Below are 19,034 nucleotides of genomic sequence, written 5' to 3'. Positions count from 1 at the left end.
CAACACGTCTCATCATTGCAGGTCAGGAGCGCTTTCCGCTTATTTGATCAAGCCTCGGACACCCCACCTCGTGAGAAAACGAGGTTAGATGGGCGTATGGCATCTGCGTACCTCGCTGCTTCGGGCTCGGCCTACTTCCTCCCCCACACCCTCGTGCTGCTGGGTGGCTCCGGGGTCCTGGCCTTTATGGCTCAACGGGCGTTCGCCGTGCGTGTGAGGGGAGTTCGGGTCACGGGAGTCTGTGTCAGGCACACGTTCGCCAAGGACGGCGTAGCCGTGATCGTGAGATATGAGGCCGCGTCGGGTGAGAAGTTCACATGCCTGAGCCAGCCAGCGGCCGTTGCGTGCGCACGGATAGGAGAGTCGGTCGACGTCGTCTACGACCCACGTCGGCCGAAGAACGCCGAGGTGCCGCCGATCGGGTACGGCATAGCCTACATACTGTCGACTCTGGCCCTGCTGCTCGGTGTTCCTGGTCTCGGACTGCTGTATTGGATTGTTGGCGGCTAGCTTCGGTCATGCGTGACGGCCCGTCAGCTCCTTCGGTGGGTCGTCTCCGGCGTTGGGAGTGACTGGCGGTTTTCCGACAACTTTCCTCAATACGGACAGGGCGGTTCCGCCCCGGGGCGCCTCTTCATCTGTGGAGTGCTTCTTTTCACGGCACGATCAGGACCCTCGACAAGTCCCATCTTTGCAGTTCAGGAGCGATTTCCACGTTCTCAATCACGTGCCGGACAGCTCACCTCGTGAAAGCGCGAGGCTAGTGCCGTTCCTGTTCTTCGCAGTCGTCCCCAGCCCTGACGCTTCGCGGGTCCTCATCGCGTGATCCGCCTTGTCGGTAAGGCTGGCCCGCGTGGGCGGCAGCTCAGATTCGCCTGCCGCATCGCTCCCACGCAACTGTCCGCCTGGTAGAGCCTCAGGAGCTGGGTCCTGGCGTGGTGGTGACCAGGGTGCCACACGGTGCGGCGGGGGCCGTCGGAGAGCGCCCTGCGGGCTCTCCCCGACGCGACGCGCGGTCCGCTGCGCTCCCTCGCGCTGCGGTCCTGCGCTGCGCGCGGCCGGACCGCCGGGACCCGGCGCCTGCGGCGCCCCTTGCGGGCCCCGGTCGACGGCCCGCGCCCTGCGGGCGCACCCGGGGCCGTCGAGCCCCCGCCGCACCGCGCGGCTTCCTGGTCACCACCACGCCAGGACCCCACGAAAGGCGGGCTGCCTCATGGACCTCATCACCTGCGACCACGCCCACCCCTACACCGCCCGGCCGGACGGCCTGTTCGCCTGCTCCTGCGGCGAACTGCTCGCCGCCGCCGACATCGAGCCGGAAACGGGCCAGGTCTGGACGGTCGACACCTCGGGCTCCCTGGTCCTGCTCGCCGACCCGCGCACCGCGCTGGAAAGCGCCCAGGACGCACTCCGCGACTTGCAGGAGGCCGAGGAGTACCCCAGCCCTAGCGCAGTGCGGCAGCACGCCGTCCAGGCGCTCCAGGAGGCCCTGGAGGTGCTGAGGGAGGCGGCAGCGTACGGCGTCACGCCCTGAGACACAAAAGCGGCCGGCGCCCAATCCGCCGAAGCGGGTGGCAAGGGCGCCGACCAACCGAAAACCCACCCGAAGGAGGACTTCACGGCCAGCATACCGAGCCCCGCCCCAGGCCCCGCCCGAACCGCGCGCAGCGGGGCGCAGCAGCGGCCCCAGGCGCGGGCGGGCGCAGCAGAACCCTTCTTTTTCGGGGTAGGCGGGCCGGGGCGCGGCACCGGCCGCCGCGCGCACGCGCCAGGGGTACGGGCGTCCGCTGCGCGCCTGCGCGTGCCGAGCGCTGCGCGCGATCGGAAGCGGCACCCGGCACCGCGCGCCGGCCCGCCTACCCCGGAAACCAGCCGCCGCGCCCTCGCCCTCCGGGCGGCCCTGGAGCGCAGGATCAACCGCCGCAAGAACGCAAGCAAGTAGCCTCCGAGGGTGGGCTGGTTCCGCCAAAGCTACATGCTGCATCACGTGATGCAGAGTCACCGGCACCAGCCCACCCCCTCCCTCTTGCCGCTCGGGCCGAAGGCCCGTTGGCCGATCCGCGCAGCGCCCCGGGTGGCTGGAGCGCAGCGGAGGCCACCTCGCGGGGCCGGTAGCCCCGCAGCTCCGGGAGCGAAGCGGACGGAGCGTCACCGGCCCGGCGCAGCCGGGCCGGTGAGCTGCTCGCTGCGCGAGCAGCAGCGCTCACGCGGAGCGGGTACCCCATCGCTGCGCGATGGGCAAGCGAACACCCGTGCTGCGCACGGGTGTTGCGCTCACGCTCCGCGTGAGCGCTGCTGCTCGCTGCGCGAGCAGCTCACCTGCCTTGCTACGCAAGGCAGGTGACGCTCCGTCCGCTGCGCTCCCGGAGCTGCGGGGTCTGCGGCCCCGGGGGTGGCTTCCGCTGCGCTCCTTGTCCACTGCTACTTCTTCCGAATCGCGCCCGTCGCTATCCAGTGGACCAGAAGAGCGGCAGCGTGTACGGCAGTCTCGGCAGCTTCCTGTGTCACTGGCCGGCTCGTGGGGCCGCCAGCGTGGCGGTCGCGTTGCCCATGCCAGAGGAGGTTAAGCAGTTCGACCGCTGCCTCGATGCCTGCGGGAGCCCCCGTTCGGTCCTGCACGACCATCTCGTACTTGTTCCTGCCCTGGTCAAGGGTCGATCGCACAGCCCCCAGGGTGGGCTCAGGAGATTTAGGAAGGAAAAGAGGGTTTGCCACAGCTTCTACCGCTTTCACGGACTGAGAGTAGGCAACACTGGGGTTAGGGCTGATCCCGTAGGCCGCGGCGAAAGCCTCCCGGAGGTGTGCGCCGGCGCCTTGCGTCTGCTTGTCCGCTGCCTGCACGGCGGCTTCCAGAGACTGCCGCAAGGTCACATCAACTCTGCGGCACAACCCGTTCTTGTCCGGGTTGATCATGTAGGCCGATCCCCCTTCGAGGAGGATGCGGTCCAACTCATTGCGGAGGTCGCTGATGGTAACTCCGTTGTACCTCCCCGCCGATGAGAATGGGTTGACTTCCGAGAGGCCCGCCAGCAGCGCATCGACAATCTCCATGAAGATCATCGGGTTGCGACTGTCCTGGTAGTTGGCGAGCGTCTCTTCTGGCGAATGACTGTTGAGGACCTTGGACGGCAATCGCAGGCGCAGGCAGACAAGAGCAACGAGACCGTAGGTGCTGGCAACTTGGTGGGCCCAAAGCCTGACGGGTACGGCCAGGTGGTCGGGAAGCTCTTCGTAGAGGACTTCTGGGTCTTGTTTGCCGTTGAGGCGGTCAGTCAGCCGCCGCCATGTTCTTGTCACACCAGCAGTCTATTTGCACACGTCCCTGCTCAACTTGGGCTTTTTTCATGCTGCGGTAGGAGTAGCCCATTGCTCCCGGCCGCCGTGCCGCACCACGGCGGCCGGGGGGCTAGGCGGGGCGAGGGCGGTGTCGGCGTACCGGGTTGCGCCATCGGCTGGCGGCGACATGGGCGACGTCCACCACCGGCCGGGGGCGGACGAGGGTCCCGTCCATGGGTGCTCGCCCTCGGTCGGCGCCAGGGTCCGGCAAGCGCGGCCGCCAGCAGCCCACCTCTGTCTCGTCCGGACACCGGGCCGGTCCAGTCGAGCCTGTTCAGGCTCAGATCACGAGTAGAGGGCAGCGACGAAAACCGGAGCGAGCACGCGAACACGGTCTGCGGGCACGTCACCGGCGAGCGCTTGGATCGCCAGATTGGTGCCGGGAGTGGCTGCTGCGCCAAAGAGCGTGCGCAGCAGTTGCAGACCTTGGCGGGCGGTGTCGCCTACGCGGGGGTCGTCGCGCAATTCAGCAAACGTCTGGGCGACTTCGGTGGCGGGCACAGTGGTCATAATGCGGTACACGTCGCCGGCGTCCTTGTTGTTGAGCCGATCCGGGCGCTTGTCGACGTTGCGGATGCGTTCGTCGAGCTTGATGGCCTTGGCGGCCAGCAGAGCTGCGGGGCCGGCAACGTAGGCCTCGATCGTGCGCGGGTCGCCGGGGGTGAGGCTGGGGATGGTCATGACGGACCGGTCGACGGACGCGAGCTCGAGGCCGGCGACTTTCTTGGTTGCCCATGCGTCGTGTGGCGGCAGTTCGGTACGGCGCTTGGTGTTGGGGCGTGGCGCGAGCTGGTGCGGGATGAGGAGGTCGACTTCCACGGGCACGGTCAGTGAGCCGACCTGCTGAGGCCGCTCCCACAGGCCGGGCTGCTTGTCCCGGAGAGTGAAGCCGGCTGCGTGCATGGCCTGCTCGATGAGCGGCTGCTCGCCGAGGCGCTGCGGGTCGATGCTGATGTCACCGTCGGCTGTGTAGGCGGCGCTGCGGATGATGGCGTTCTGGGTGCGGAGGTAGACCGCCTGGGCTCCGACGACGGTCGCGGCGTCGCGGTGATCCTGCAGCGCGGTCAAGGCGTCCAAGAGCGCAGTTCGTGCTGCTTGGTTGAGTTCGTCTTCGCCAACGCCAGCCGGTGCCTGTGACATGCCGCCCCCTCGATCGTGGGCGTGATCTTAGAACAGTTCCTGCGGCCCTGTGCCGGGATTGGTCGTTCTGTGGAGGCGTGCGTGTGCGAGGTCGTCCAGGCGCCAGTTGTCCTCGTTTGCGGCCATGAATTCCAGCACCTTCTCGCCTTCCGCCGGCATGCGGCCGGGGCCGGAGAGGCAGTCCAGGACGAGCTGGCTCAGCCCGACCTGCCAGTACTGGTCGTAGCGGACGGGGCGGTGCAAGACGCTCAGGTCCCAGGGAGCAAGGACCAGGACGTCGGCCGCTTCCGGTACGGGCATGAGGCCGAGTTCCTGGGCCAGGCGGGTCAGCGAGGCGTCGTCGTGCAGGACTGTGTAGATCATGAGCTGTCCACCGACCGCGATCGGAGCGACGGAACGCGCTGCGTACGAGCCGGTGACCAGGATTTCGCTGCCTGCGACGAACCCGTCCCCCTCAACCAGGCGCTCGATGACGGGTCGGATGCCCATGGGAGCGATCATGCCGACCGGTTTCGAGTGGTGGGCCAGGTCCAAGGTGGCGGCGCGGGTTCGCAGAAGGCCCTGCCAGTCGACATGGACGATGACCTTGTTGTCGCGTTCGATGAGGAGCTGCTCTTCAAGGGAGTCGAGCAGCTTGGAGACGTAGGCCGTGCTCAAGCCTGCGCTCTTGGCCAGATCGGTGGCCCGGTAGGGGGGCTTCACATCAGCGAGAAGGCGTACCAGTCGGCCGGCTGCGGGCCCGGTCAGCATGGGCTTGCTGCTGGGAGCACGGTGGCCTGCCGGGGCTCGGTCGGCCCCTTGGGTGTGGATGATGACGGCGGGACGGGTGACGCGCAGCGACACGTTCCCGGTCAGGTCCAGGTAGTCGATCTCACGGCGGCGCAGCTCCTCCTGGGTCTTAGGGCTGATCCAAGGAGCGAAGACCATCAGACGTGTGTTGCGGTTGATCTTGCGTACCAGCAGGGCCTTGGAGGCGATGAGGCCGGCGGCGTCCTTCGGTGTGACGCGTGTACGGACGTCCACGAGCAGCTCGGTGAAGATGCTGTCGTGGCGCGCGGTCAACCGGATGACCGCGTCCCATCCCATGTCACCGCCGAGCGGTGACGCGGCTTCCGGCTCGACGGCCACGTCCCAGTCGTCGCCCAGCATGGCCCGCAGAGCCATCGCCCCTGCGTTGAGGACATCGGCGGCTTCAGCTTGAGTCGTGTGATCGTCCACGGGCCGATCGTGCCACGGAAACGCCAGACAGCCAAGAAAACTTTCCGATTCTCGCTACTTTCCACCGCGTGGAAACTTTGTGATGTCAGCAAGTTTTTTCAGACTCTGCAGTTTCCTGTCAGTGGAAACTGGCGGACATCGGCAACCGCAGCACAGGATCCGGCACGGTGGACCTCTGCAGGGCGGAGCGCACGGTGGACCTCTGCAGGGCGGAGCGGCGCCGGGGGCGGGTGGCTCACGCAGAGCAGGGCAGCGGGTGAGCGGGCCGGGAGCTGTCCACTCGCGGCGCTGCGCCCGTCGGCGGCCTGCCTGGGGCGGCCTGCCCGGAACCGAGAGGGCGCCGCTTGTACAGGGCACTGGGTGGGGCTAGCGAGCCAAGGTGTTGGGGGTTGCGCGGCTTGGCGCTGCCTCGGTCAAGGTGTCGCCACGCATTCGACTGCGTCGGACCTCTTAGAGAAGAGCTCTCTGTCGCGCGGCTAGGCCGCAGCGTAGGAGGTGCGTGCTGTCCATGCTCCGCCCGCTCTGACCACCCCGTGACCGCAGGAGGTCCCCTTATGTCTGCCCCGGCCGACCCCGTTGTGCAGCAGCGCCTGGTCCAGGCGCAGAAGACGATCCGCACGCTGTCCGTCGTGGTGTGCGTGCTGATCGGCGCCGTGGTCGGCATGGGTGCCGGCGTCGTCGCCAGAGCGCTGGGGGCGTCGCCGATAGACGCCGTCAAGGCCGGAGGCGCCGCCTTCATCGCCGTGTCGGGACTCGCCCTCGTCGTGGAGGCTCGGATGAACTCGTCATGATGCCTGTGACCGCACGCGTTGTTCTGTCCGCGACCCGCCCGCTCTACGCGCAGCTCGCCCGCGAGGTCCTGGCGGGCATCGCATGATCGACTCGGCTGAGATCGAGCGGTACCGGCTACACGAGGAGAACTAGACGATCAGCGCTTGTTGGCTCAGCGGCGACGCGCGGCGTGGCGGTGAAACCGCCCGCAGCAGCTCCCAGAGCGAACGGGAGCCGGACGCCCAGACGGCGAGTGTCTGGCGGTCGACGACGTGCAGCCGCTGCTGCTTGGCGCAGGTCACGGCTGGGCCGGTCACCCGGCCCTTTGTGACGATGACCGGCGACACTTGCGCCCGATGCGGTCCGGGCTCGCTCACGTACCGGGGGACGACGTCACGCCTGCAGCGTGGTGTCCGACGCTGGGCTGCGGGGAGCGAGGAGAAAGGGGGCGGGTACAACGGTGCTGGACAGCAAGCGCATGGTCGACGAACTCCCTCATGAGCGTCGTCGTCTCAGTGACCGTGACTGCTGCGTGTGGGAAAGTCGTCGGTGGTTGGGGGCGGTGCCCCCAACCACCGAAGCAGGTCTGCTGGAACAGTTCCTGCTTCATGTCCCCTGTTGTCGAGTGGTGACGAGCGGGGGGCCGTGTGGTGGATACGAGATCCAAGGCCACTAGGTTGAGTATGGCGAGGGCCAGGCGACAGGGACAGCGGCGACCGGACACATTCGTTTGACCTGACGCCTTCCAAGGTGACTTGTCCGGGGCCTTCCGGACGCTGAGCTGGGTGTTTCACGCGAAGCCAGCGTGTTTCAGCGCCAGAGATTCAACCGTTTACGCCGGACAGAATGAAACGGCTGTCTGTGCCCGTTGGACTTACCCCCTACACGCCCGGAACCATGGCGGGTGGTCGCTCAACTCAGCTGGGCTGGAAACCAGTTGGGGCCTACCTGGGCGGCTCAGTCGAGTGGTGAACCGAAGTGGAGTCCGGCATGCCTCAAGCAAGAAAAGCCGCCAGCAGTGCGGCAAGCAACCCCCGTTCCGCGCTGACTGCTATACCCCTGACGGCAGCACTCATCGTGATGACGGTGCTTCTCGTTGTGGCAGGTCTTGTCTGGTCCGGTATGCCCTTGGAGGGCGTCGTCACGGTCGTCGCAGTGGGCGCTGGGCTGGGCATCTGGGTCGTACGGGAGTTGATCGCTGCTTCCGGATCGGGGCGCTGATGGATACTCCGAGGTTCGACCAAGGCCCGCAGATACCGCCCTCTTCGGTACAGCGTGCTCTGCGTAAGCAAGGGTCTGTCCAGTCGGGACAGAACGCTTACGCTGCGCTAGGAGCTCACCTCAGGGAGCAACGGCAGCTGGCCGGCCTCTCTCTGCGCGCCATGGCTTCGAGACTGGAGGGGCGCCCCGGGTGCTCGGCGCCCTCGCTGTGTCGGGCAGAGCGTGGCCACACCTCTGTTCGGTGGGAGACCGTGGCGGGTTTTCTGGCTGCCTGTGGGGCGGACCTGCGGCCCGCGAGGAAGTTGTGGTTCGAAGCCTCGCTGATCAAAAAGAAGCAGCCTCGTCCCGCGAAGGCAGCTGCCGATGTAGTTCGTCCGGGACTGACCCCGCAGCTCATCGGGACACCCGCGGCACTGATCGAAGCCATGCGGCTGCTGCGTATCAATCGAGGCAGTCCCACCTACCGGGACCTTGAGCGGCGAGCACGGCGTGGCCTGGGGTGCCGGCTTGCGCGTAGCACGCTGTCGGATGTCTTGCGTGGCAGTCAGCTGCCATCGGAAGACTTCTTCCGCACCTACCTCCTGGCACTGGGACTCAGTCCGTTGGAGGCTCAGCCCTGGCTCAGCGCGTGGTCGCGCGTACACATGACCAGTCGGGGGACCGACCGGGCGACGTACCCGCCTGAGGCCGCAGATCTGCTGCACCAGGCCCGCAAGGGGCTGCGGGAATCTCGTACAGGCACAGCCAATGAACGTTTCGCTACCGCGCATCTGGCAGCACTGCGCACCGCCGCAGCGGTCTTGGCGGCGCGGGGCGGTCCAACAAAGTCACCCCGTAGGGCAGTCCGTATACGCACCGCCTGGGAAGTCCTGCCAGAAGTCGCTCCGGAACTCAGCTCTTGGGCATCGTTGTTCTCCACGCATGCCATACAAAGGGCTCGCGCTGAGGCAGGCGTCACAGGAGCAGCATCCCCACGAGAGGCACAGGAGCTTCTGCGGGAAGCTGAGATGTTCCTTCGTGTGGTAGAGCGGATGCTGCTGCTCCCCACCAGAGGGAATCTCGCCGCCTGACAGACCGCCCGCGCTCACGGGGGCGATTCGTGAGCGCGGGCGAATCCGCTTCACACCCTTGGAAGGGAGCGCGGAGCGGCATCGGCTATCACAGCCCCTGTAGACCCAGGTGGCGGCTCAGCTCAGTGATGTGGGGCGGCACGGGGGCGGTACCGCCCGCAGGAGCTCCCACAAGGGGCGGGAACCGGATGCCCAGACGGCCAGGGTCTGGCGGTCGACGACGTGCAGCCGCTGTTGCTTGGCGAAGGTCACCGCTGGCCCGGTCACCCGGCCGTTCGTGACGATCACCGCGACGTCGGCCCCGTGGACCTGGCGGGCCGTTCCGTTGAGCACCTGCAGATCAGGCGTGCCCACCGGCGAGCCCTGGGCGCCGTTACGGCGGTGCTTGCACTGAATCACCCAGCGCCGCCCGAACGGATCCGTGGCCTTCACGTCCGCGCCGAGGTCGCCGCGGCCGCCGACCCGCTGGGCATCGCGGCAGCCGTCCCGCTGCATCAGGTCCCGTATCGCGTCCTCGAACCGGTCGTGGCGCAGAGCGTCCAGCTGCGGCAGGCCGTAGCGCAGGCCCTGCGCCCGCACCGCCTCCCACTGGGCCCGCTGCTGCCGGTTGTAGAGCCAGCCGGCGCCCGCCAGCACGGCGAGGACCAGGGCCACGACGAGGAGCCACCAGTGGGCCAGCAGCCAGTTGACCACCGTCACCACCAGGCCGATGACGGCTGCCGCCACCACGGCGAAGGCGATCAGCTGTGCGTCCCGCTGCTGCTGCCTGCGGCTGGGTCGCCGCCTGCGCCGCCGTGCGGGCGGCCGTCGGCGGGTCACCGCTCCCACCGGATCGGGTACGACACCGTGGGCTGGGGCTTCGGCGCCGGCCTTACCGGGGCATTGTCGAAGCGGATCGGGTACTGGACCGTCGGCTGCGGCCGCGGAGTTCCCCCACCCCCTGCAGAGACGTTGCCGTTGCCCAGCCCGACCACGGCCAGCGCCACGACGCTGAAAATCATCACTTCCCGCCGCGCGCCCGGAGCCCACCGGTAATGACTACGGACCTGCGTCCCGTCAGAGCGCACATACGACCGAATTAACGGCATCGAAGCCTCTCCCCCTCGCAACAACTCCCCGCACAACCGTCCATGCTGACAGGAGCCACTGACAAAGCGTCAGCAAATCAGCACCCCGAGTGATCAAGGAAGGGGAGAACAGGCCAGGCCAGAGAAGTCGAGGGGCTTTGCCCCACACTGCCGGGCCTCCCCTCGAGTGGGCGCGCGCTCAGCGTTTGGCGGTGCCCATCTGTTCGGGGACAGTCTGCAGGTACGCCCGCTCGACAGGCTCGACACTGGTGGGCTCACGCTGGTCTCCAGCGGGATTGTTGGGCCGTCTCTGCCAGGTGTGCGGACGGTCTGTCACGGCGAGCAGTCGACTGATGCGGCGGGCGAATTCGTTGCCAGGCAGGGGCAGCTCGGTGTCCGGCTCGCGAAGATAACCGGCCGTGACGGCAGCGGGGATGTACGCCATGAGTTTGCTGACCGCAGCGGGTCGCGACCGCACGGTCTGCTTGGCGAGGTGGCGCAGGATGCGCATGAACTGGGTGGTGGAGGCGCTGGTGATCCGGTGGTCTGCGGGGTTCCAGCTGCCGCCGTCGTCCCAGGCGGGGGGTTCGGGCGTGGGCTGGACGTCGTCGGTCTGCTGGTGCCACCACTCGGCGGTGGTTCGTTCTCCCAGTGCGAGGTGGTGCAGGTAGAGGCAGTAGGCGGCGGCGGCTTGTCCGGCGCCGGCGGCGTACTGCCACCAGAAGCGTGCGCCTTCGTCGGTGTCGGTCAGTTGCAGGATGCAGGCAAGGACCAGGGCGCTGCGGGGTTCGGGGACCTGGTCGGTGACGAACTTGGTGACGGTGGCCGGGGGTGTGTGCAGGACGAGGGTTTCGCACAGGGCGCGCAGGTCCTGGGCGGCTGCGCTGGGGGCGCTGTCTTCGGTGGGGGCGCCGGTGGGGCGTGTGCCCGTTGTGGTCGAGTGGGGGCAGGGGGTTTCGCGAGGGACGGTGCGTTCGTGGACGAGCCGTGCTCTGGTGAGGAGGTCTTCGATGCGGGTCACGGGGTCTTTCCTTCGGTCGAGGGCGGCGGGTACAGGACGCTCTCCACGAAGTGGGTGGCGTGGCGTTCGTCGGAGCGGACGGTGGCCAGGGAGGCTCCGACCAGAGCTGAGACGGCCTCGGGGGTGAAGTCGCACAGGCGGCGCAGCACCATGACATCGAACTGGCGGCGGGGCAGGTGGCTGATCGCGGTGAAGAGCCGCAGGATCTCCGTAGCCTGCTCGATGAAGTCGGCCGGGTCGGAGATGGAGCGCAGAGCGACGGTGTCGAAGGCGGCCGTGCCCAGCTCGGGCCGGCCGTCGCGGTGGGGGGTGCGGGCCATGACGGTGGCCCGCAGGACGTTCCAGGCGAAGCGGCGGGTGTCCTGGCTGGCGAGGGCGTCGTTCCAGGACAGCCAGAGGATGTCGAAGGTGTCCGAGACGGCGGTGTCGCGCTGGCGGTCGTCGAGGAAGACCTGGGCGTAGCGGAGGTAGTCGCCCTCCATGCGATCGCGGAAGGCGCAGTGGTCCCAGGGCGGGGCGGTGTGGGTGGCCGTCAGGATGGTGGTGCGTTCCGTGCAGCGTTCGACCCACTCGCCGCTCCTGTGGGATTCGAAGGCCGCCTGTCGCCACAGTCGGTACAGGGGCCAGTCCGGCATGCCCAGCTCGGTTGCGATCAGGGAGACGACCTCCCAGCGCGGGTAGAGGCCCACGCCGCGCAGCAGCTCGGAGAGTTTGGACTTGGCGAAGCTGATCCGGCCGCTGAGAGCGTTCAGCGTCAGGCCGCTGGCCCGGTAGGTCTCGCGCAACGGCTCCAGCCAGGCACGGTGAGTGCTGCTGACGTTGTCTGCGATGGGACCGAGCTTGCGGCCCGGCCGGGATCTGTCGGGAGGTGCCGGCGGGTCGGTGGGCGTCGTCACGGGGCGTCGTCCTCCTTGTCCGCGGCCTCCACGGGGCGCGGTGCGCCGTGGGTGCGGGCGGTGTGGACGATCTGCTGCACAGTGACGGCGAGGGCCGGGGCGAGCGCGGCGGCCGCTGCCGTCTGGCCGGCCGCCACCATCACCCCGCTCCACGTGAAGACCGTCATCGTGACGGCGAGGACCGCTATCTGCCTGGTTTCCATGTCCTGTCCTTTGACGTGTTGGTGCCGTGGCGGCTAGTCGGGATGCCGCCGGGTCCCCGGACAGGCGGGTGCCGAGGCCACCGGTCCGGGGAGGGCAACCAGCATGGAGGGGACGGAAGTTGCTACGCCACGTGATCATGGAATCACGGAACAATGTCGATCACAGATGTCACCGGACGAAGGGGCTGCTGGAGGATCGCGGCTGAGAGTTCAAGGAGGCGCGCTGACGGGTGGAAGTTCCCGGTTCTCCTTGCAATTGCACGCTGAAGAGACGTCAATAGAACACGACGCTGTTGGTGTCGGCCTTCCCTGCGGAAGGGCCCGCCCCCGTGCCGAAACAATGGGGGAAGCGGGCATCAGCTCTCGCCTGGCCGGCCGTAGTGGCCAGGCGAGAGCGCAACCCCGCGCAAGGGGCACGACGACCGTAGGCCACAGCACTGACACTCCCCCTGCACTCCACCGCCGGCGCTCCTCGTGGCGGCAGTACAGGAGTCGAAGAAACCGCGTGTCCTCCCCTCAGCCCTCTGGGGACCGCACAGGCCCGCGCGTGCGTGCGAGAGAGCCCAACTACGCCGGGCTGCGAACGCGATGTGCACTGAGAGGCGACTGCGCCTATAGTTGATCTTGCAAGGCGGGTCGCTGCGGCGGCCGTCTGCCGTGCGCTGGTCGTCTAAGGAAAGACGCCCCGCTTCCTGCGGGGAAATGCAGGTGCAAGGCCTGCCCGGCGCTCCACCCAGTCCCGCCCCCGGCACCATCGAGGGGGCGGGACTTCTTCACATCTACGGCCGGCCGCCGCGCGGGGGGTCGTTACTCACTTTCGGGTGAACGCTTCCGTGCGGCTGGGGTGGCGTGACCTGGCGGTTCGGTGTGTGGGGCCAGTGCTGGAGCGGGTCCTTGTCGTGAGGGCGCGTCAATCTGGTGCATTCGTCGCATAGATGGAGGATGCAGGCGAGGGTCACCGTGGGGTGGGGGATCGGTAACAGCGTTCACGTCGTCTCCACCCGGCGGTCGCTCGGTGGGCAGGGTGTGACTGCGCGGCCGACCGGCAGCGCACGCACCACGCACCACCCGGCTCCTGCGGCGTTTCCTGCCGTACAGATCCGGTGGTGCCCGCACCTGCAGGGGGACCCTGTGTCGAAGTCCATCACCGCCCGCCGCCTGACCGCCGCCGCCCTCACCGTCGGCGCGCTGACCGCCGTCCTGGCGGTGCCGGCCACCGCCGCCGACCACCACCGGGCGCCGCGCCCGTCCGTGGAGATCAGCGACGTGCAGTACGACTCCCCGGGCCGTGACGACCGCTCCAACCGCTCCCTGAACAAGGAATGGGTGGAGATCACCAACAACACCCGCCGCACGGTCAACCTCGACGGCTGGACGCTGCGGGACGAGGACGGCCACCGCTACACCTTCCACGACTACCGCCTCGCCGGACGCTCCACCGTCCGCGTCCACACCGGACAAGGCCGCGACACTCGCACCGACGTCTACCAGGACCGCCGCAACTACGTGTGGGACAACAGGAGTGACACCGCCACCCTCCGCAACGACCACGGCCGCTACATCGACTCCGACTCCTGGGGCCACCGCCGCAGCGGCCGCCACTGACCCGTAGCGGTGGTGCCGGTGGACCCCACCGGCATCGCCGCTACCGCACCGTGCGGCACGCCCTCCCCCGCGACGGGGACGGCGTGCCGCACAGCCGCGCAGGGGCTCTCTTCCTCACCGACTCCATACAGCGGGCCTGGGGGACGTCACTGCGTCCACCGGGGCCCGCTGGTGTGACAACGAGGACCGGTGCGGGCTTTCAGGGGATCATCACGCAGTGGTTCTCGATGACCCGGCCGCGGCGGTCGAGGCCGCCGCAGACGGCCAGCCTCGGGTAGGCCCTGATCTCCCGGTTGACGACGAACCGCCACCTCGAGGCGTTCGCCTTGCTCGCGCGGTAGTCGCCGACGAACCCGCGCAGCGTCCCCGGCAGGCCGTCCCGCGTGGTGACGGTGATGTCCTGGACGAAGTCGCGGCCCTGATAGGCGGTGGCGACACAGATGTACGTGCCGCAGGTCGACTTCACCTCGGCACTGGCAGGCGCCGCGGTCACCATCAGCAGGCCGCCGGCAGCAGCGAGAGCGGCCGCGACCGTGGCAGTCCGACGTCGTGTCCTTCGTGCTGTGCCCATCAGCTTCTCCTTGTCCGCGTGCACTGCCTGGCCGGTCACGGGGCCGGTTCGTACGTCACGGTCTGGTCCGGGCAGCCGGCCGCGACCTCTGCCAGGGCCGCCGCTTCGGCCTCGTCCGCCGACAGCGCCCAGCGCAGCTTGGTGCCCACCCACTCCGCGATGTACCGACAGTGCACCCCGGCGGCCGGCGGCAGCCATGTGGACGGATCCTGGTCGGCCTTCGACCGGTTCGAACGCGCGGTCACCGCGACCAGACTGGCCGCCGCTCCCTGGTCGTTGGCGTACGCCTCACGGCGCTGCCCCGACCAGGCGGAAGCGCCGCTGTCCCAGGCCTCGGCGAGCGGTGTCATGTGGTCGATGTCCAGGCCGGAAGCCGACGTCACCCACACCTGGTCGTAGTAGGACCACCAGCGGCCTCCCGTCAGACGGCACCTCGGGCCCACCGTCGGCGGCTCCACCGCCTCGGAGATGAGAACCTCCGCGCGCGTGTTGCAACCGTCCGTCGGATCCTCGCCCGTGTTCCAGTGACGGAAGGCGTCCCGGCCGTAGCCCTCCCGGGACTCGGCCGCCACCGGCAAAGCGGCGACCGCGTCTGACAGAGACAGGGTTTCCGCCGCATGGGCGGGCGCGGGAACGGTGAGGGGCAGGACAGCGAGGGAGGCGGCGGCCAGGCCGCGCAGCACAGCTTTGATCATGCACCGTTGATAGCGGCCCGTCAGGGGGCGTTCTCAGGTGTTCGGTGAGTGCGCCGCCCGTGTGGGTGCAATGGTCATACCGGCAGCTGCGCGCCCGCCTCGCGGGGCGGTCAGCTCATCGCCAGGACCAGGCCAATCCGCCGCACACCTCGAAAGGCACCACGAGAATGCCGAGTCGGGCGTTACCTCGAAGCCGTCCTCCCTGTTGACGACCACCGTCAGCGGGGTGCCCCGGTGACGACCAGGGCGCCGATACTGTCCCTGCGGATCTCGTGGACCCTGAGCGGCGGGGACTGGTACAGGCAGGCGCCGCCGCGCCAGAGCTCGAACTCGTACTGTGCGGCCCTTTCCAGGGCGCGTCGCTGCTGAGGGTCGGCGTCGGGCAGGGCCAGCTCTACGAAACCGAGCCCGTGCCGGAGGATGCCCTGGCAAGTGATGCTGCCGGTCATGGATACAGACAGGGTGTCGGCGGTCAGGTGCACCGTGTCGGCCTTGATGGGGTGCGTGCCGGGGAAGGTCCTCATGCCGAGGCCTGCCCTGCGAGGGGTACCTCTGCGAGGGGCTCCCATGTGATGGTGGCGCCGTCGTGCCACTGCTCCACGAGGTGCAGCCGGTCGACGGACACTGTCGCTGAGAGCGGTCCTGCGACGTCGGCCAGGGCTGCTTTGACTGCGATGGCGTCCACGTCCTCGGCTCCCTTGGTGGTGTAGGCGACCGACATGTGGGGGTAGCGGCTCCGGCTGGCAGTGAACGGCACACCGCTGGCACGCGTGGTCGCCTCGGTCAGGGCGGTGCCGAGGCCAGTGAAGGCTCGGCCAGGCCAGCCGCTGATCTCCACAGCGACCGGACCGACCGCCGGCCGGTCGAAGGTCAGCGTGAACGGCGCCACCGTCCGCACGTCCTCCTGGACGTGCTCCACCAACGCGCCGATGTCGACCGCGCTGCGGCTGAGACCGATGGCGTGCAGGAGCGTGCAGTGCATCCACGGCACCGGTACCGGCTGAAGCCCCGGCCGGGCCACCACCTCCGCGTACGGCGCGGTCAAGGCCTGGGCCTCTGCCTCGGTCGGCAAAATGTGCCAGTGCAGGTCGCGCCGACCCGCCGGCCATACCCGCTCCACCCGCGTAAAGAAGTTCTCCACTCAGCGCCTCACATAGTGCTCGTGGCCGTCCCGGTGGACCGGCCACGACCGGTTGACGAGTTCGAGACAGCGGTTGCACAGGTCCGCCCCTGCCGGGCAGGGTGCCAGGCCGCATTCACCGCACGCCATCAGATGCTCCACGTAGGCGGCGTAGGCAGCCTCGCCCGAGTGGATTCCGGTGTCGGCGGTCATCCGTAGCTCCCCTCACCGGCACGTCCCACCGTTCTGCAAAACAACGCTACGGTGCTCGCTGGTCCTAGGGATGCGATTCCGGACCCAAGAGCGGTTTTGGCGTATGGCGCGGCCGGCGGTCGGGTTGCCTGCGCCGCTGCCAAGCGCCTGTCAGCGGGTGGAGTCGGTGATGCCCGCCGCTAGCTTCGCCACGACATCCAGCACGCCCTGCCCGAACTCAGTCGGCGCGACGAGGATGCCGAAGACCAGGACGATCAGCACGGTCAGCTTCTCGTCATTGCGGCTGCGCGCCTCGGTCCGGCGGCGCAGCCGCACGACGATGATGACCGCCAGCAGCACCGCCACATTGATCGTGAGCACGAGCAACCCCCACCCAGAAGACGACCTCTGGTCAGGTTGTAGCCAGCACGCGTTTCTGGCGTGCCCGTGCTCTGTGAGGATGGCTGCATATATCTGGCAGATCGGCCGGATCGGCTGTCTTGCTTCCAGCCCACCTGTGCCTCGCCGCAAACACCGAGCCGGTACCGCAGGCGCTTCGCGTGGGTCAGGTCAGCGGTGGACTTTGATGCAGGGGTTGCCAGACGACTCCTTGGCGACCGCGCACAGCCATGTCCCGTCCGGGAAGCTCTTGTTGATCTTCCAAGAGGTCATGGCGAACTTCGTCATCCCAGCACTGACGAACTTCGCCTGCTTCCACTTCGTGACGTAGGACTGGGCGGCCGCCGATCCGGTGTGGCGGTAAACCCTGAATGCCTCGCCGTTGCGCTGCTTGCTACTGGAGACAGTGATGGAGTCGACGCGCAGCCCCTTGCCTTTGACGGAGATCGACACTGCCCCGTCGACGTCGCTTCCACTCATGGGAACCGACGCTGAGGAAGAGGGGGCCACAAGAAGCACGGCCCCGGCCGCGGCTGCGGCGGACTTGATCGCGATGGTTGGCATAAACCGCCAACGATCAGGTGATCCTGGAAGAAACGCCCTATGCGCGTAGCTTCCTGCCCCACCTCTCCACGGCTTTCGCGTCGCAGTACTCGCACAGCGGCGAGCGGGCGCCGCGTCCGTATTTGTGGGTGGGGCGGCGGCAGGCGGCGCACGGGCCGATCTGGTCGCCAGGGCAAATCCGCGCAGAGGCGTCCGGCTCGGTGGTCGGCGGTACAGGGGCAGTCATCGCGGTTCCTCGTCTCGGCAGCCGGCACCGGCTGCCTCGAACGAAGAATAGAACGCCAGCCGCGCCGCTCCCGGCAGGCCGGACTTGCGGGCCGCGGCCCGCAGGTCCGCAGTGATGCCGTCCAGTGTCTCCGGCAGGCGGGTGCGCCGCCGTACTGCCATGCGATGGTCCCAGCACGGATCGACCCTGCGCGGCGCCGGCATCCGGCAACCGACAACCGACCCCAGGGCCAGGCCATCCCGCCGGGCGCCTCAGAGGGCACGGAGGGAATGCTGAGTCGGACGTTATGCGGCGGCCAGATGGAGCAGTTCGGTCACGCCGGGCGTCCCACGGTAGGGCTGGAAGCGTGGGATGAGGTCTTCGACGAGGCGGATGCAGCGCGGGGCACGGATGCTGCGGGCCAGTTGGAGGGAGTGGGCGGCGGCTGCGGCGGGTTCGGGTTCTTTGAGGTCGAGGTGGCTGGCCGCTTGGTAGGCGAGGAAGATGCCGCGGGTCTTGCTCCGGGGGGTTGGTAGAAGGTGTTCGCCGTCGGTGATGAGCTGGCGGGCGCGGGCGGTGTCTCCGAGGTCGAGGAGGGCTTGGCCGGAGTCGATGGCGAGGTCGGCGTCGGAGAGCCAGGCGCACCATGCGGGGCGGTCGCCGGCGGTTTGGTTCATGTGTTTCTCGGCTGCGGCGAGGGCGCGGAGGGCGGGGCGGGTTTCGTGGCGTGCGGCGTGGGTGCGTGCCAGGCGGAGTTGGAGGAGGCTGCGGGCGGCGGGGTGGGTGGCGCGGGAGAGTGCGTGGGTCAGGAGTTGCCCGGCGAGGACGTGGTCGCCTTGCCAGGCGGCTTGGTAGGCGAGGTCGCTGATGAGGCCGGCGCCGCGGTCGGTGTCGCCGATGGCGTGGCTGTTGTGGAGGGCGGCGATCCAGTACTGGGCGGCGTGGGCGTTGTCGCCGTGGTCGAAGCGGCGCCAGGCCAGGGTGTGGGCGATGTCCGCGGCCAGTGTGTGCAGCCGGTGCCGGGTCGCGGCGCTGTGGGAGCCGTGGTCGAGGAGGTCGGTCACGGTCGCCAGGTTTTCGTGCAGTAGCCGGGTGGTGTGCGGGTGGTGGGCGGGGTCGGCGGCCGTGAGCTGCTGTGCGGTGGTCTGCAGCACGTCGACCAGGTCCCCGTCTGTGGCGAATTGAGCTGACAGGATCTTTGTGCTGTGGGCGGATGCCCAGTCGGCGGTGAGGGTGGTCAGTGCGGCGGAGGAGACGGTGAGGAAGGTGCGGCGGTCCACGGTTCGCAGGGCCTCTCTGAGGGCAGGCACGGTGGCGTGCGGGGCGAGGGGGACGACGCCGGTGTCGGTCAGTGGCAGCCAGTCGGGCCACGGCCCGTCGATGACGCTCGCTGGCAGGCCCAGGGCTTCGGCGAGGTAGGTCTGGGAGTCCTTGTCGGGCTGGATGCCGCGCTCCCATTTGCGGATGCGGGAGGCGTCGGTGCCCGAGCGCAGTCCGCGGCGTGCCGCTGAATCTCTTATGCGGGCCGCGAGTTGTTCCTGCGACAGTCCGCGGGCCCGGCGGGCCAGGGCCAGAGGATGTACGGCTGGGTGCTCCACGGCGCCATCGTGGCACCGCCTGGCCTGGCCCGGTACGGCACTAACCGGACGGGACCTCCCCGGGACCTCTCCCGCGGGCGAACGCGGGCGCTCATCGTCTAGGCAGGCTGCGCAGCCGCCCCAGTCCGTCACCTGGCACGAA

At 68.6% G+C, this 19,034-nt stretch carries 20 protein-coding genes, 1 tRNA gene and 2 pseudogenes; 7 read left to right on the top strand and 16 right to left on the bottom strand.

Annotation, left to right across the window (positions count from 1 at the left end):
* The first annotated feature begins 96 nt into the window (after nt 1-96).
* Complete coding sequence (locus AB0E77_RS30330) at nt 97-510, top strand: DUF3592 domain-containing protein (RefSeq protein ID WP_355099836.1); 414 nt, start codon at nt 97-99, stop codon at nt 508-510.
* Between the two features lie 703 nt (nt 511-1,213).
* Complete coding sequence (locus tag AB0E77_RS30325) at nt 1,214-1,534, top strand: hypothetical protein (protein ID WP_361576947.1); 321 nt, start codon at nt 1,214-1,216, stop codon at nt 1,532-1,534.
* An 887-nt stretch (nt 1,535-2,421) separates the two neighbouring features.
* Here AB0E77_RS30325 and AB0E77_RS30320 read toward each other — a convergent pair.
* The 3 genes from AB0E77_RS30320 to AB0E77_RS30310 all read right to left on the bottom strand — a co-directional run bounded on the left by AB0E77_RS30320 (nt 2,422) and on the right by AB0E77_RS30310 (nt 5,694).
* Nucleotides 2,422-3,297, bottom strand: a complete 876-nt coding sequence (locus AB0E77_RS30320; RefSeq protein ID WP_361576944.1) for a hypothetical protein — start codon at nt 3,295-3,297, stop codon at nt 2,422-2,424.
* Between the two features lie 324 nt (nt 3,298-3,621).
* Complete coding sequence (locus AB0E77_RS30315; protein WP_361576941.1) at nt 3,622-4,476, bottom strand: hypothetical protein; 855 nt, start codon at nt 4,474-4,476, stop codon at nt 3,622-3,624.
* A gap of 27 nt (nt 4,477-4,503) precedes the next feature.
* The gene (locus AB0E77_RS30310) at nt 4,504-5,694 is read right to left on the bottom strand and encodes a hypothetical protein (protein WP_361576938.1); all 1,191 of its coding nucleotides are present in this window, start codon (nt 5,692-5,694) and stop codon (nt 4,504-4,506) included.
* Nucleotides 5,695-6,248: 554 nt separating this feature from the next.
* Here AB0E77_RS30310 and AB0E77_RS30305 point away from each other — a divergent pair.
* Nucleotides 6,249-6,485, top strand: coding sequence for a hypothetical protein (locus AB0E77_RS30305; RefSeq protein WP_361576935.1), 237 nt, complete (start codon nt 6,249-6,251; stop codon nt 6,483-6,485).
* Nucleotides 6,486-6,614: 129 nt separating this feature from the next.
* On the opposite strand, the pseudogene AB0E77_RS30300 reads toward AB0E77_RS30305, so the two are convergent.
* Nucleotides 6,615-6,812: pseudogene (locus AB0E77_RS30300) on the bottom strand (hypothetical protein); the annotation flags it as partial.
* 873 nt (nt 6,813-7,685) lie between these two features.
* Here AB0E77_RS30300 and AB0E77_RS30295 point away from each other — a divergent pair.
* A pseudogene (locus AB0E77_RS30295) lies at nt 7,686-7,964 on the top strand (helix-turn-helix transcriptional regulator); the annotation flags it as partial.
* Between the two features lie 366 nt (nt 7,965-8,330).
* Nucleotides 8,331-8,756: an SAV_6107 family HEPN domain-containing protein gene (locus tag AB0E77_RS30290; RefSeq protein ID WP_361577001.1), complete on the top strand. Its 426-nt coding sequence runs from the start codon at nt 8,331-8,333 to the stop codon at nt 8,754-8,756.
* Between the two features lie 117 nt (nt 8,757-8,873).
* Here AB0E77_RS30290 and AB0E77_RS30285 read toward each other — a convergent pair whose 3' ends face one another.
* The 4 genes from AB0E77_RS30285 to AB0E77_RS30270 all read right to left on the bottom strand — a co-directional run bounded on the left by AB0E77_RS30285 (nt 8,874) and on the right by AB0E77_RS30270 (nt 11,943).
* The gene (locus AB0E77_RS30285; RefSeq protein WP_361576932.1) at nt 8,874-9,575 is read right to left on the bottom strand and encodes a restriction endonuclease; all 702 of its coding nucleotides are present in this window, start codon (nt 9,573-9,575) and stop codon (nt 8,874-8,876) included.
* A 447-nt stretch (nt 9,576-10,022) separates the two neighbouring features.
* Complete coding sequence (locus tag AB0E77_RS30280; RefSeq protein WP_361576929.1) at nt 10,023-10,844, bottom strand: hypothetical protein; 822 nt, start codon at nt 10,842-10,844, stop codon at nt 10,023-10,025.
* Nucleotides 10,841-11,740 carry a sigma-70 family RNA polymerase sigma factor gene (locus tag AB0E77_RS30275; protein WP_361576926.1) on the bottom strand — a complete coding sequence of 300 codons (900 nt, stop codon included), beginning with the start codon at nt 11,738-11,740 and terminating at the stop codon, nt 10,841-10,843. Before AB0E77_RS30275 ends, AB0E77_RS30280 begins: the two co-directional genes overlap by 4 nt.
* The gene (locus tag AB0E77_RS30270) at nt 11,737-11,943 is read right to left on the bottom strand and encodes a hypothetical protein (RefSeq protein WP_361576923.1); all 207 of its coding nucleotides are present in this window, start codon (nt 11,941-11,943) and stop codon (nt 11,737-11,739) included. The genes AB0E77_RS30275 and AB0E77_RS30270 overlap by 4 nt, the downstream gene beginning before the upstream one ends.
* Before the next feature lie 659 nt (nt 11,944-12,602).
* Between AB0E77_RS30270 and AB0E77_RS30265 the strand changes: the two genes are divergently transcribed.
* A tRNA-Gly gene (locus AB0E77_RS30265) sits at nt 12,603-12,675 on the top strand.
* A gap of 399 nt (nt 12,676-13,074) precedes the next feature.
* Nucleotides 13,075-13,548 (top strand): lamin tail domain-containing protein, encoded by a 474-nt coding sequence (locus AB0E77_RS30260; RefSeq protein WP_361576920.1) that lies wholly within the window; start codon nt 13,075-13,077, stop codon nt 13,546-13,548.
* A gap of 199 nt (nt 13,549-13,747) precedes the next feature.
* Here AB0E77_RS30260 and AB0E77_RS30255 read toward each other — a convergent pair whose 3' ends face one another.
* The 8 genes from AB0E77_RS30255 to AB0E77_RS30220 all read right to left on the bottom strand — a co-directional run bounded on the left by AB0E77_RS30255 (nt 13,748) and on the right by AB0E77_RS30220 (nt 18,892).
* Complete coding sequence (locus tag AB0E77_RS30255) at nt 13,748-14,158, bottom strand: hypothetical protein (protein WP_361576917.1); 411 nt, start codon at nt 14,156-14,158, stop codon at nt 13,748-13,750.
* Nucleotides 14,155-14,814 carry an HNH endonuclease family protein gene (locus tag AB0E77_RS30250; RefSeq protein WP_361576914.1) on the bottom strand — a complete coding sequence of 220 codons (660 nt, stop codon included), beginning with the start codon at nt 14,812-14,814 and terminating at the stop codon, nt 14,155-14,157. Before AB0E77_RS30250 ends, AB0E77_RS30255 begins: the two co-directional genes overlap by 4 nt.
* 218 nt (nt 14,815-15,032) lie before the next feature.
* Nucleotides 15,033-15,338: a hypothetical protein gene (locus AB0E77_RS30245; protein ID WP_361576911.1), complete on the bottom strand. Its 306-nt coding sequence runs from the start codon at nt 15,336-15,338 to the stop codon at nt 15,033-15,035.
* Nucleotides 15,335-15,955 (bottom strand): 2'-5' RNA ligase family protein, encoded by a 621-nt coding sequence (locus AB0E77_RS30240; protein WP_361576908.1) that lies wholly within the window; start codon nt 15,953-15,955, stop codon nt 15,335-15,337. Before AB0E77_RS30240 ends, AB0E77_RS30245 begins: the two co-directional genes overlap by 4 nt.
* On the bottom strand, nt 15,956-16,147 hold the full coding sequence (locus AB0E77_RS30235) for a hypothetical protein (protein ID WP_361576906.1): 192 nt from the start codon (nt 16,145-16,147) through the stop codon (nt 15,956-15,958). It lies immediately after the preceding gene.
* Nucleotides 16,148-16,297: 150 nt separating this feature from the next.
* Nucleotides 16,298-16,507, bottom strand: coding sequence for a hypothetical protein (locus AB0E77_RS30230; RefSeq protein ID WP_361576903.1), 210 nt, complete (start codon nt 16,505-16,507; stop codon nt 16,298-16,300).
* A gap of 189 nt (nt 16,508-16,696) precedes the next feature.
* On the bottom strand, nt 16,697-17,005 hold the full coding sequence (locus tag AB0E77_RS30225) for a hypothetical protein (protein WP_361576900.1): 309 nt from the start codon (nt 17,003-17,005) through the stop codon (nt 16,697-16,699).
* A 594-nt stretch (nt 17,006-17,599) separates the two neighbouring features.
* Nucleotides 17,600-18,892 carry a helix-turn-helix transcriptional regulator gene (locus tag AB0E77_RS30220; RefSeq protein ID WP_361576897.1) on the bottom strand — a complete coding sequence of 431 codons (1,293 nt, stop codon included), beginning with the start codon at nt 18,890-18,892 and terminating at the stop codon, nt 17,600-17,602.
* Nucleotides 18,893-19,034 lie beyond the last annotated feature (142 nt).

It is taken from the genome of Streptomyces sp. NPDC032940 (assembly GCF_040636935.1).
Taxonomy (GTDB): domain Bacteria; phylum Actinomycetota; class Actinomycetes; order Streptomycetales; family Streptomycetaceae; genus Streptomyces.
Note: the sequence above shows the minus strand (reverse complement) of the source record. Positions and strands in the feature narration are given on the sequence as shown.

What these genes read in the sequence shown, in the direction of transcription:
- AB0E77_RS30330 (WP_355099836.1), top strand. Translation starts at nt 97, where the DNA reads ATGGCATCTGCGTACCTCGCTGCTTCGGGCTCGGCCTACTTCCTCCCC.
- AB0E77_RS30325 (WP_361576947.1), top strand. Translation starts at nt 1,214, where the DNA reads ATGGACCTCATCACCTGCGACCACGCCCACCCCTACACCGCCCGGCCG.
- AB0E77_RS30315 (WP_361576941.1), bottom strand. Translation starts at nt 4,476, where the DNA reads ATGTCACAGGCACCGGCTGGCGTTGGCGAAGACGAACTCAACCAAGCA.
- AB0E77_RS30305 (WP_361576935.1), top strand. Translation starts at nt 6,249, where the DNA reads ATGTCTGCCCCGGCCGACCCCGTTGTGCAGCAGCGCCTGGTCCAGGCG.
- AB0E77_RS30290 (WP_361577001.1), top strand. Translation starts at nt 8,331, where the DNA reads ATGACCAGTCGGGGGACCGACCGGGCGACGTACCCGCCTGAGGCCGCA.
- AB0E77_RS30270 (WP_361576923.1), bottom strand. Translation starts at nt 11,943, where the DNA reads ATGGAAACCAGGCAGATAGCGGTCCTCGCCGTCACGATGACGGTCTTC.
- AB0E77_RS30250 (WP_361576914.1), bottom strand. Translation starts at nt 14,814, where the DNA reads ATGATCAAAGCTGTGCTGCGCGGCCTGGCCGCCGCCTCCCTCGCTGTC.
- AB0E77_RS30245 (WP_361576911.1), bottom strand. Translation starts at nt 15,338, where the DNA reads ATGAGGACCTTCCCCGGCACGCACCCCATCAAGGCCGACACGGTGCAC.
- AB0E77_RS30235 (WP_361576906.1), bottom strand. Translation starts at nt 16,147, where the DNA reads ATGACCGCCGACACCGGAATCCACTCGGGCGAGGCTGCCTACGCCGCC.
- AB0E77_RS30225 (WP_361576900.1), bottom strand. Translation starts at nt 17,005, where the DNA reads ATGAGTGGAAGCGACGTCGACGGGGCAGTGTCGATCTCCGTCAAAGGC.